The organism is Martinezella dioscoreae (assembly GCF_009176305.1).
Taxonomy (GTDB): Bacteria; Pseudomonadota; Alphaproteobacteria; order Rhizobiales; family Rhizobiaceae; genus Rhizobium; species Rhizobium dioscoreae.
Genome location: NZ_BLAJ01000005.1, coordinates 425437 through 437426, shown reverse-complemented (window position 1 = coordinate 437426; position 11990 = coordinate 425437). Strand labels below are relative to the sequence as shown.

Here is an 11990-nt window from a genome sequence, read left to right as displayed (position 1 = left end):
GGCATTGTTTTCTGACGTTTCCCTGAAAGGTGGGAGCTTGGCATGGGGCGGCAGGTCAGGATGATATGCTTTTCGGGTTCGCGTTTTATTGGGTTCGCGGAGAGCCACATAAGGCAATCGACAGGAGACATTTGTGACGACCTATCTGGCAGTGGACATCAGCGACATCGAACCGGAAACGGGCGCGCCCGCAGCTGATCGCCTCGTTTCGGGAGCCCCAATCTTTCGCACATGGAATGTTGAAGAGGCCGATGGCGGCCTTTACGTCGGCATATGGGAGGCGACGCCTGGCAAATGGAAGGTCGTCTATGACGAGTGGGAATACTTCCATATCCTCTCCGGCTACTCCGTTGTAACGTCAGACGATGGCGAGGCCTTTCATCTGCGTGCGGGCGACCGCCTTATCTTGAAGCCGGGCTTCAAGGGGACCTGGGAAGTGATTGAAACGACTCGCAAGGATTATGTGATCCGTCTTTGACGATGCTCTTGAATTAGAACATGAAGTTCGCGTTCATGCGCCCTTTGGCGCGCTTCATTTCCTGCCGTTCCGCGATGGCCGTGATGATTGCCGCAGGTTGTGTCACTGCCGCTTCATTAAACTGTCATCAAACTGAAACAATGCGTCTTTAGAGCCAAGTCTGTCGCCGGGAGATTTCAGGCGGGGAGGTTCGTTTACCATGGGGACCTCGCGCCGATCTTCTGCTCGCCATCCTTTCATTCACTTGAGGAAGTGAGTCTACTATGCTTAACCTGAAACTCCGTTCGCTTTGCCTGACTGCAGGCCTCATCGCGGCTATGTCCGCTTCGGCCTCCGCTGCCGACATCACGGGCGCCGGCTCGAGCTTCATCGCACCGGTTCTGTCCAAGTGGGCTGAAGGCTACAAGGCTGCGACGAACAATGTCGTCAACTATCAGTCGGTTGGTTCGGGCGCCGGCATCAAGCAGCTTCTCGACAAGACCATCGTATTCGGCGCTTCGGACAAGCCCATGAGCGACGCCGACCTCGAGAAGAACGGCATTGCCCAGTTCCCGATGATCTCCGGCGGCATCGTCGTTTCCTATAATGTCGAAGGCGTAAAGCCGGGCGAACTCGTTCTCGACGGCAAGACGCTGGCTGACATCTTCCTTGGCAAGATCGCCAAGTGGGACGATGCAGCCATCAAGGCTCTCAACCCCGATGTAAAGCTGCCGTCCACGCCGATCTCGGTCGTTTACCGCGCCGACAGCTCGGGCACGACCTTCAACTTCACCGACTACCTGTCGAAGGTTTCGCCGGAGTGGAAGGAAAAGGTTGGCTCGAACACGGCTGTTGAATGGCCGGTCGGTTTCGGCGCCAAGGGTTCGGAAGGCGTTTCCACGACCGTCAACCAGACGGCTGGTTCGATCTCCTACGTTGAATATTCCTACGTCGTCGCCAACCACATCGGTTTCGCGAAGATGAAGAATGCTGCCGGCAAGGTTATCGAGCCGAGCCTGGAAACCTTCAAGGCTGCCGCTTCCAACGCCGACTGGGCCAAGGCCAAGAACTTCAACCTGATCATCACCAATCAGCCGGGCGAAAAGAGCTGGCCGATTGCTGCCTCGACCTGGGTTCTGCTCTATAAGAAGCCGGCCGATGCTGCTAAGAACGAAGAGGCACTGAAGTTCTTCAAGTGGTCCTATGAGCATGGCCAGAAGGACGCGACCGCCCTGTCTTATCTCGCGGTCCCGGACAATGTTGTCGAGATCGTTGAGAAGTCTTGGAAGACGGACTTTGGCACGAAGTAATTTGTGCTAGGCGAGAAAGTTGCGGCGGGCAGGGTATTTCCCTGTCCGCCTTTCGTGACAGGACAAGGGGAAATCGATGGCTGACGCGACTCAAATGGCGGGCTTCCAGGCTGTGAATACCTCCGCCGCGACCAGAAAATTCCGAATCCAGGATCGGATTTTCTATTTGATGACGCTTGGCTCGGCTGTTCTTGTCGTGCTTCTGCTGCTGGCAATCCTCGTGGTTCTTGTCATCGATGCCTTGCCCACATTTCAGACCTTTGGCTTGTCGTTTCTCTGGGGCACCAAGTGGAGCGCGCCGGCTGATATTTATGGCGCCGTGCCCGCCGTGGTCGGTACGCTTGTAAGTTCGTTCATCGCCATGCTGATTGCCGTTCCCCTCGGCATCGGCATCGCCATATTCCTGACGGAACTTTGCCCCGGCAGCCTGCGCCGTCCAATCAGTACGGCCATCGAGCTTCTGGCAGGCGTTCCCTCCATTATCTACGGCATCGTCGGCCTGTTCATTCTCGTGCCGCTCATGCAGAACTATATATTGCCATTCCTTATCTCTACGGTCGGCCAGGTGCCGGTGATCGGTCTGCTGTTCCAGCCGCCGGCCCCGGGCGTCGGCCTGCTGACGGCAAGCCTCGTGCTCGCCGTCATGATCCTGCCGTTCATCACCGCAATCTCCCGCGACGTGTTCAGCACCGTGCCGCCGATGCTGCGCGAATCCGCCTACGGCATGGGCATGACGACATGGGAAGTGGCCCGCCACATCCTGATCCCTTATACACGCCGTGGCCTCGTCGGAGGCATCATGCTTGGCCTTGGCCGCGCGCTTGGCGAAACCATGGCTGTGACCTTCGTCGTCGGCTCGGTAAGCCGTCTGCAATCGTCGATCATTTCGCCGTCCACGACCATTTCCGCCCAGATCGCGAACAACTTCGGCGATGCCGACGGTCTGCAATTGTCGAGCCTGATCGCGCTCGGCCTGCTCCTGTTCGTCCTTTCCTTCTGCGTGCTTGCAGTGGCGAGATGGATGATCGGCCGCGGCGACTCGCTCTGAGGAAAAAACCATGGAAAATGCAGTTCGTCAGAATCTCGTGTCGAGGCGTTATACGAAGAACAAGGTGATGATGGCCCTGTCCTTCCTCGCGGCCATTCTCGGCATATTCTTTCTCAGCGTGATCCTTGTCAGCCTGGTTTATCGCGGTGTATCGGCGCTCAGCCTCGACGTGTTCACCATGTCGATCCCGGCTCAGGGCTCGCGCGGCGGTCTGATAAACGCAATCTACGGCACGGTGCTGGTCACCGGCTGTGCCATTCTGATCGCAGCGCCGATCGGCATTCTAGCCGGTACCTACCTGGTGGAATATGCCAACGGCACCAAGCTTGCCGAGGTCGCCAAATTCATCAACGACATTCTGCTGTCAGCACCCTCGATCATCGTCGGCGTGTTCGTCTACGGCGCCGTGGTCGTGCCCATGCACGGCAATTCCGCCATCGCGGGCATTCTAGCGCTGGCGCTGATCGCTCTTCCGGTTGTCAACCGGACGACGCAGGACATGCTGTTACTGGTGCCGAATGCGCTTCGCGAGGCGACTGCCGCGCTCGGTGCGCCGCGCTGGAAGTCCATGATGATGGTGATCTACCGTTCCGCCTGGACCGGTATTCTCACCGGCATTCTGCTGGCCATCGCCCGCATCAGCGGCGAAACCGCACCGCTTCTCTTCACTGCCGGCTATAGCAAATTCATGAATACGGGCCTGACCGGTCCGATCGCCACGCTGCCGGTTGCCATCAACACGCTTGCCGCCGATGCTGGCGAGGATCTCAAACAACTGGCCTGGGCCGGTGCGCTGATCATCACCGTCGCCATCCTTGCCCTGAACATCCTTGCCCGTGTCTTGAGTGGGCGCCGTCAATGACGCAGCCGTCGAACGATAGGAATGAGACCATGAACATGAGCGACAGCAAATTTCAGAGCGTCAACGCACAACAGGGGAAGGACGCCGCTTCCCAGTCGGATCTCGGTGCGCTCGCGAAGCTCGAGGTGAAGAACCTCGATTTCACCTATCAGAACGGCCATCGCGTTCTGAAGAGTGTGAATATGAATATCCGCAAGAACGCGGTCACCGCCTTCATCGGCCCTTCGGGTTGCGGCAAGTCCACGCTGCTGCGCACCTTCAACCGCATGTATGATCTTTACCCCGGTCAGACCGTGGCTGGCGAAATTCTGCTGGATGGCCGCAACATCCTCACCAAGGACGTCGATCTCAACGATCTGCGCGCCAAGGTCGGCATGGTGTTCCAGAAGCCGACGCCGTTCCCGATGTCCATCTACGAGAACGTCGCTTTCGGCATCCGCCTCTATGAGAAGATCTCCAAGGCGGAAATGGACGCCCGCGTCGAGGCGGCGCTGACGGAAACGGCACTGTGGAGCGAAGTCAAGGACAAGCTGCACCAGAGCGGACTTGGCCTTTCCGGTGGCCAGCAGCAGCGCCTCTGTATCGCCCGCGCCATCGCCATTCGTCCCGAAGTCCTCCTGCTCGACGAGCCCACCTCGGCTCTTGACCCGATCTCGACCGCCAAGGTCGAGGAACTGGTGTCGCAGCTGAAGGGCGATTTCACCATCGTCATCGTCACGCACAATATGCAGCAGGCAAGCCGTATCTCCGACAGCACCGCCTTCATGTATCTGGGCGAGCTGATCGAATACGGCGCGACCGAACAGATCTTCCAGGCGCCGAAGGTCAAGCGCACGGAAGACTATATCACCGGTCGTTACGGCTGATACGGCTGGACATTGCCGCACAATTTGCGAAGGCGCGCCTTTCAGGCGCGTCTTTTCGTTTGAGAATGGCGGCCTTGTTCGGCACTCGCACCATTTGGTCAAGAGAAAGCTTATAGGATGGGTGTGCCGAATGAGCCGATCACATCCTCGCGAGCGTGCCCATGCGCCGCAAGGCGTGGATCTGGTCGTCGAGCGTCGGCACAAGCTCGCCTTCATCCGCTGCGGTCGCCGCGTCGGGCTCCCTCGCAGTCTCCATTTCATTGAAGACGATAGTGCAGTTGCGGCCTGCGCGTTTGGCGGCGTAAAGCGCACGGTCTGCGAAAGAGACCAATCGATCCCAGCTGACGGTATCGTGGGGCATGATCGAGACGCCGATGCTGACGGTTGCCGGCACCAGCGAGCGACCAGCAAGCAGCGGCACGCGGCAGAAATCGGCGCGGATGGTTTCCGCCAGCGCTTCGGCCTGCGATTGCTCGTCTATCGGAACGAAGGCGACGAATTCCTCTCCGCCCATTCTGCCGAATGCGCCAGTGCGAGGCACGAACTGACGCGCGATGCGGGCAAACTCGACCAGAACCGCATCGCCTGCCTGGTGGCCATGGCGGTCGTTGATCTTCTTGAAATGGTCGAGATCGAATAACAGGGCGGCAAGCTTTTGCGGTTGTTGCTGCCCCTTGCCGACGAGAATCTCGTAGCTTTCCTGAAGCCCGCGCCGGTTCAGAACTCCCGTCAAAGTATCGGTGATGGATATTGCCCGCCAACGGCGCTCGGCGCGTTCCATGAGAAGCTTGCCATTGAGAACGATGGCGATGATGATGAGCAGCCCGTAGCCAAGCGCCATGTAGCCACGATAGATCATGGCCTCGTCCAGCGAAGGGGCAGCAAGCACCATCCAGAGAGCCGAACCGAAACAGAAGCAGGCGAGCGCCACGAAGACGATGCCGAGTTGTCCGCGTGCCGGCTCCCGTCGGCCGTCTCCGGGATGCACAGCGAAGGCAAGCAAGGTCGCGCCGACTGCGCCGGCTAGGTCATAGACGACGACGCGATTAGCGAAATTGCCGGTGACCCAGGGAAGGCTGACGCCGACGATCCAGATGGCTGGCGGCAGGAATGCCGACCATTCCAGCTTGCGCTTGTCCATGACGCGAAATCCGACGATCCACGCGCTCTCGCCGAGCAGGGCCACGGCATTGCCGATCTGGATCGACCAAATGTCGGGAATGAGGCCTCGGGCAGCCACCAAGGCGAATCCCACAGCGCTGACCGTGAAGCCGAGTGCCCAGATCAAATAGGCTGGGGATTTGCGATCATGCCTCCAGGCAAGAAGGAGAACGGTCGCCAGGGTTATGGCTTCCGAGCACCAGATGGTCAGGCCTGTGGTCATATTCAGCACGATCGGACGTCTCCGCTTTTTGGGGGCCGTCGGCGCGAGCGGCACGACGATTTCCGCGATCGGCTCATCCTTGCCCAATAAGATGGCAAGTTCCTTAAATGAGTTGGTAAATTTTGCCTGTGGTGGAGATCTCCGCCCGATGGGCACAGACCTTCATGCTTCCTTCACCTTGCGACCGCGAATTGTAGTGGGTAGCGGATGGTCCGTCGCTACGGCACCTTGGAATTCGAGGAGCCGTGGTTAGAAATGCTTTGTGAACGCTTCGTGGGGCATGAGTGCTTTTTGACGTTATGCTTTCGGGCGTCTTGAAGTGCAGGGCAGGGACACTCTATGTAGGAGTAAAGGATTTTTACTCCGATTCCCGGCGTTTCCGTCGCCGGGACAAGTTTGATAAAGGACGCACATGAGAAATCCAGTCGATACAGCTATGGCTCTGGTGCCGATGGTTGTCGAGCAGACCAACCGCGGGGAACGGTCTTACGATATTTATTCCCGCCTGCTGAAGGAACGCATCATTTTCCTGACCGGACCGGTCGAGGACCATATGGCGACGCTGGTGTGCGCACAGCTTCTCTTCCTTGAGGCCGAAAATCCGAAAAAGGAAATTGCGCTCTATATCAATTCACCGGGCGGCGTCGTGACCGCCGGCATGGCAATCTACGATACGATGCAGTTCATTAAGCCGGCCGTTTCGACGCTCTGCATCGGCCAGGCTGCCTCGATGGGATCGCTGCTTCTGGCCGCCGGCGACAAGGACATGCGTTTCGCAACGCCGAATTCCCGTATCATGGTTCACCAGCCCTCGGGCGGCTTCCAGGGCCAGGCTTCGGACATCGAGCGCCACGCGCGCGACATCATCAAGATGAAGCGCCGTCTCAATGAAGTTTACGTCAAGCATTGCGGCCGGACCTATGAAGAGGTCGAGCAGACGCTCGATCGTGACCATTTCATGTCTTCGGATGAGGCCAAGGAATGGGGTCTGATCGACAAGGTGCTGACGTCGCGTACTGAAATAGAAGGTGAAACCGCCTCGTGATTATCCACTAGGCGGTGACTTCTACGCCACAGTTCTATCCCATTTGTGATCGAATAGGGGTTTAATGTGGAGCGGAACGCGGTAATAGTACGCATTAATGCTATGTAGCGTTTTTGTGACATAGCATTCGGCATTCGAAGGGGGATTCGTTGCCACGCAGTTCCGGTTTGGTTGCCTGGCCTGCGTTCAGTACCCTGAAGGGCGCCGCGATCTGCAAACGAGGGGCAGGTCCGGCGGGCGCATAGAGTGGACCGCGATTTCAATTTGGAAATTTGCGGCGTGCTGGAAGGAAAGTGATATGAGCAAAGTCAGCGGCAGCAACGGCGGCGACTCAAAGAACACACTTTATTGTTCGTTCTGCGGTAAGAGCCAGCATGAAGTCCGGAAGTTGATTGCCGGACCGACCGTATTCATCTGCGACGAGTGCGTCGAGCTATGCATGGACATCATCCGCGAGGAAAACAAATCCTCGATGGTGAAGTCTCGTGACGGTGTTCCGACCCCGCAGGACATCATTAAGGTTCTTGACGAATACGTCATCGGCCAGCGGCAGGCGAAGAAGATCCTCTCCGTGGCTGTTCACAACCATTACAAGCGGCTCGCTCACGCATCGAAGAACGGTGACGTTGAGCTGGCGAAGTCGAACATCATGCTCGTCGGCCCGACCGGCTGCGGCAAGACCTATCTTGCCCAGACGCTCGCCCGCATCATCGACGTTCCCTTCACCATGGCCGATGCGACGACGCTGACGGAAGCTGGCTATGTCGGCGAAGATGTCGAAAACATCATCCTCAAGCTGCTGCAGGCCGCCGACTACAACGTCGAGCGCGCACAGCGCGGTATCGTCTACATCGACGAAGTCGACAAGATTTCCCGCAAGTCGGACAATCCGTCGATCACGCGCGACGTCTCGGGCGAGGGCGTGCAGCAGGCGCTTCTGAAGATCATGGAAGGCACGGTGGCTTCGGTTCCCCCGCAAGGCGGCCGCAAGCATCCCCAACAGGAATTCCTGCAGGTGGACACGACCAACATCCTCTTCATCTGCGGCGGCGCGTTTGCCGGCCTCGACAAGATCATCTCTGCCCGCGGCGAGAAGACCTCGATCGGCTTCGGCGCGACCGTCAAGGCGCCGGATGACCGCCGCGTCGGTGAAGTGCTGCGCGAGCTGGAGCCGGAAGATCTGGTGAAGTTCGGCCTCATCCCGGAATTCATCGGCCGTCTGCCCGTTCTGGCGACGCTGGAAGACCTCGACGAAGACGCGCTGATCCAGATCCTGTCCGAGCCGAAGAACGCGCTGGTGAAGCAGTATCAGCGCCTGTTCGAGATGGAAGACGTCGAACTGACCTTCCACGAGGATGCTCTGCGCGAAATCGCCCGTAAGGCGATCGTTCGCAAGACGGGCGCCCGCGGTCTGCGCTCCATCATGGAGAAGATCCTCCTCGACACCATGTTCGAGCTGCCCGCCCTGGAAGGCGTGCGCGAAGTGGTCATTTCCGAGGAAGTGGTTCGTGGCTCCGCCCGTCCGCTCTACATCTATGCCGACCGGCAGGAGGAAAAGGCCAACGCAACGGCCTGATCCGTCATCCGTGATCACGAATCGGGGGCTCGTCATCGACGGGCCCCTTTCTGTTTGAAAAATCGCACGGTTTGCTGATAAAGTCTTGGATAAGCTTATGGGAATGCCGTCGAAACCGGTTGTGAAGAGCCCCTGCTGCGGCCATGATGGCATGATTCTGGAGCATGAGGCGGATGGGGCGCAGGCCCGGCGTTTTTTCTTCGGATCTTAGCGTCGCCGGCAGTGTTCGAGTTGTCGGGCTTTGGTGTTTTGTTGTTGCGTTCCTTCTTGCAGACATGCGGGATCGTTGCCTCGTGGCGGGCGTTTCCTGTGACTTGAAATAGGCAGTGTGAAGCTCCACTTGTTTACCAAGTGAGAGAGCCGGCTAACTCCCCCCAGCCGGCAGAGAGCCCGGAAACGGGACGACGGAAAGGAAATGACATGAGTAAGAAAACGTCTGCGACACACGACAGCATTGCCTATCCGGTATTGCCGTTGCGCGACATCGTGGTCTTCCCCCACATGATCGTGCCTCTGTTCGTCGGACGGGAGAAATCCATTCGCGCGCTGGAAGAGGTCATGGGTTCGGACAAGCAGATCATGCTCGTCACCCAGATCAATGCCAGCGATGATGATCCCGCGCCGGATGCCATCCACAAGGTCGGTACCGTTGCAAATGTTCTGCAGCTGCTGAAACTGCCCGACGGCACCGTCAAGGTGCTGGTGGAAGGCCGTGCGCGTGCTGAGATCGACGAATATACCGGCCGTGAAGACTTCTACGAAGCCCTTGGCCATGTCCTGCATGAGCCGGAAGAAGACCAGGTTGAGCTCGAAGCTTTGAGCCGCTCCGTCGTCTCCGAATTCGAGAGCTATGTGAAGCTCAACAAGAAGATTTCGCCGGAAGTGGTCGGCGCCGCCAGCCAGATCGACGATTATTCGAAGCTGGCCGACACCGTCGCATCGCATCTTTCGATCAAGATCACCGAAAAGCAGGAAATGCTGGAAACCACCAGCGTGAAGGCTCGCCTGGAAAAGGCGCTCGGCTTCATGGAAGGCGAGATTTCGGTTCTGCAGGTCGAGAAGCGCATCCGCTCGCGCGTCAAGCGCCAGATGGAGAAGACGCAGCGCGAATACTATCTGAACGAGCAGATGAAGGCGATCCAGAAGGAGCTCGGCGACGGCGAGGAAGGCCGCGACGAGATGGCCGAACTGGAAGAGCGCATCTCCAAGACCAAGCTGTCGAAGGAAGCCAAGGAAAAGGCCGATGCCGAGCTGAAGAAGCTGCGGCAGATGAGCCCGATGTCGGCTGAAGCGACGGTGGTGCGCAACTATCTCGACTGGCTGCTGGGTATCCCCTGGCACAAGAAGTCGAAAATCAAGGCTGACCTGAACAACGCCGAAAAGATCCTCGAAGCGGATCACTTCGGCCTGGAAAAGGTCAAGGAGCGCATCGTCGAATATCTGGCCGTCCAGGCCCGCGCGACGAAAATCAAAGGCCCGATCCTGTGCCTCGTCGGCCCTCCGGGTGTCGGCAAGACCTCGCTCGCCCAGTCGATCGCCAAGGCGACCGGCCGTGAGTATGTCCGCATGGCGCTTGGCGGCGTTCGTGACGAAGCCGAGATCCGCGGTCACCGCCGCACCTATATCGGCTCGATGCCCGGCAAGGTCATCCAGTCGATGAAGAAGGCGAAGAAGTCCAACCCGCTCTTCTTGCTCGATGAGATCGACAAGCTCGGCCAGGACTATCGCGGCGATCCGTCTTCGGCACTGCTTGAGGTGCTCGACCCGGCGCAGAATTCGACCTTCATGGATCACTACCTGGAAGTCGAATACGACCTGTCGGACGTGATGTTCATCACGACAGCGAATACCTTGAATATCCCTGCGCCCCTGATGGACCGCATGGAGATCATCCGTATCGCCGGCTACACCGAAGACGAAAAGCGCGAGATCGCCAAGCGGCACCTGCTGCCGAAGGCCATCAAGGAACATGCGTTGCAGCCGAACGAGTTTTCGGTCACCGACGGCGCCCTGATGGTCATCATCCAGCAGTACACCCGCGAAGCCGGCGTGCGTAACTTCGAGCGCGAATTGATGAAGCTCGCCCGCAAGGCGGTCACCGAGATCATCAAGGGCAAGGTGAAGTCGGTTGCCGTCACTGCTGAGAATGTCCCGGACTATCTCGGCGTGCCGCGCTTCCGCCATGGCGAAGCCGAGCGCGACGATCAGGTCGGTGTTGTCACGGGTCTCGCCTGGACTGAAGTCGGCGGCGAGCTGCTGACGATCGAAGGCGTGATGATGCCGGGCAAGGGCCGCATGACGGTCACTGGCAACCTGAAGGAAGTCATGAAGGAATCGATCTCGGCGGCGGCCTCTTACGTCCGCTCGCGCGCTGTCGATTTCGGAATCGAGCCGCCGCGCTTCGACAAGAGCGACATCCACGTGCACCTACCGGAAGGTGCGACGCCGAAGGATGGTCCGTCGGCCGGTGTCGCCATGGCAACCGCGATCGTCTCGATCATGACCGGCATTCCGGTCTCGAAGGACGTCGCCATGACGGGTGAAATCACGTTGCGCGGCCGTGTGCTGCCGATCGGCGGCCTGAAGGAAAAGCTGCTCGCGGCACTGCGCGGCGGCATCAAGAAGGTGCTGATTCCGGAAGAAAACGCCAAGGATCTGGCGGAGATTCCGGACAACGTGAAGAACAGCATGGAAATCATCCCCGTGTCGCGCATGGGCGAGGTGATCAAGCACGCGCTTGTTCGTCGTCCCGAACCGATCGAGTGGGATGGCACCGTGGAAACGCCTGTGATCGCAACGGTCGAAGGCGTCGACGAAGTGGGTTCTGCCATCGCTCATTGAGTCCCTTCGCCTCAATTCTGTCGAATTGACGTAAATGGACGAAAAGACCGGCATTTTTGCCGGTCTTTTTTTGTGAAAAGCGCATGGCAACGCTTGCTTTTCCTTGATTTGCAGGGCTTTTGGGGTTGCGGCGGGTAAGAGCATTGCTATTTTGCGCCCCGCTTACTGATAAGTTGTTTCATACCAGAGAAAGGGGTGGAAACATGAACAAGAATGAGCTCGTGTCCGCAGTGGCCGAGAAGGCCGGTATCACGAAGGCTGACGCTGCTTCCGCTGTCGACGCTGTTTTCGATACTGTCCAGGCCGAACTGAAGAAGGGCGGCGACATTCGCCTTGCTGGTTTCGGCAGCTTCACCGTTTCTCACCGTGCAGCCACCAAGGGCCGTAACCCGTCCACCGGCGCCGAGGTCGATATTCCTGCCCGTAACGTACCGAAGTTCACGCCCGGCAAGGGCCTGAAGGACTCGGTCAACAGCTAATTCGTTTTCACCCGCTGCGAGGCTTTAGCCTTGCGGGTGGACAAGATTGGGGCCCGCAAAAGCGGGCCCTTTTTATGGTCTCATGCAGCATTACAGCATTACGCGCTGAACGTTCAATGCCG

10 protein-coding genes are annotated in these 11990 nt (G+C 58.5%); 9 read left to right on the top strand and 1 reads right to left on the bottom strand.

Annotated features, from left to right (window positions below; translation table 11 throughout):
• The first annotated feature begins 133 nt into the window (after positions 1 to 133).
• The 5 genes from GDN47_RS22925 (at position 134) to pstB (ending at position 4543) form a co-directional block, all read left to right on the top strand.
• Entirely contained in the window at positions 134 to 478 is a 345-nt protein-coding gene (locus GDN47_RS22925) for a cupin domain-containing protein (protein ID WP_113329002.1), read from the top strand.
• 263 nt (positions 479 to 741) lie between these two features.
• Complete coding sequence (gene pstS, locus GDN47_RS22920; protein ID WP_113329001.1) at positions 742 to 1767, top strand: phosphate ABC transporter substrate-binding protein PstS; 1026 nt, start codon at positions 742 to 744, stop codon at positions 1765 to 1767.
• 76 nt (positions 1768 to 1843) lie between these two features.
• Positions 1844 to 2815, top strand: a complete 972-nt coding sequence (pstC, locus tag GDN47_RS22915; protein WP_113354732.1) for a phosphate ABC transporter permease subunit PstC — start codon at positions 1844 to 1846, stop codon at positions 2813 to 2815.
• Positions 2816 to 2825: 10 nt separating this feature from the next.
• A complete protein-coding gene (pstA, locus tag GDN47_RS22910) occupies positions 2826 to 3677 on the top strand; it encodes a phosphate ABC transporter permease PstA (RefSeq protein WP_113328999.1) in 852 nt (283 codons plus the stop codon).
• Between the two features lie 29 nt (positions 3678 to 3706).
• Positions 3707 to 4543 carry a phosphate ABC transporter ATP-binding protein PstB gene (pstB, locus tag GDN47_RS22905; protein WP_095434490.1) on the top strand — a complete coding sequence of 279 codons (837 nt, stop codon included), beginning with the start codon at positions 3707 to 3709 and terminating at the stop codon, positions 4541 to 4543.
• Between the two features lie 139 nt (positions 4544 to 4682).
• Here the strand turns inward: pstB and GDN47_RS22900 are convergent, their stop codons facing one another.
• Complete coding sequence (locus GDN47_RS22900; protein WP_173002543.1) at positions 4683 to 5936, bottom strand: GGDEF domain-containing protein; 1254 nt, start codon at positions 5934 to 5936, stop codon at positions 4683 to 4685.
• A 403-nt stretch (positions 5937 to 6339) separates the two neighbouring features.
• Here GDN47_RS22900 and clpP point away from each other — a divergent pair, with 403 nt between their 5' ends.
• From clpP to hupB, 4 genes are all read left to right on the top strand, one after another.
• Entirely contained in the window at positions 6340 to 6972 is a 633-nt protein-coding gene (gene clpP, locus GDN47_RS22895; RefSeq protein ID WP_015339477.1) for an ATP-dependent Clp endopeptidase proteolytic subunit ClpP, read from the top strand.
• 298 nt (positions 6973 to 7270) lie between these two features.
• On the top strand, positions 7271 to 8548 hold the full coding sequence (gene clpX, locus GDN47_RS22890; RefSeq protein ID WP_047627083.1) for an ATP-dependent Clp protease ATP-binding subunit ClpX: 1278 nt from the start codon (positions 7271 to 7273) through the stop codon (positions 8546 to 8548).
• A gap of 420 nt (positions 8549 to 8968) precedes the next feature.
• A complete protein-coding gene (gene lon, locus GDN47_RS22885) occupies positions 8969 to 11389 on the top strand; it encodes an endopeptidase La (protein WP_113328997.1) in 2421 nt (806 codons plus the stop codon).
• A 203-nt stretch (positions 11390 to 11592) separates the two neighbouring features.
• On the top strand, positions 11593 to 11868 hold the full coding sequence (gene hupB / locus GDN47_RS22880; RefSeq protein ID WP_015339480.1) for a DNA-binding protein HupB: 276 nt from the start codon (positions 11593 to 11595) through the stop codon (positions 11866 to 11868).
• Positions 11869 to 11990 lie beyond the last annotated feature (122 nt).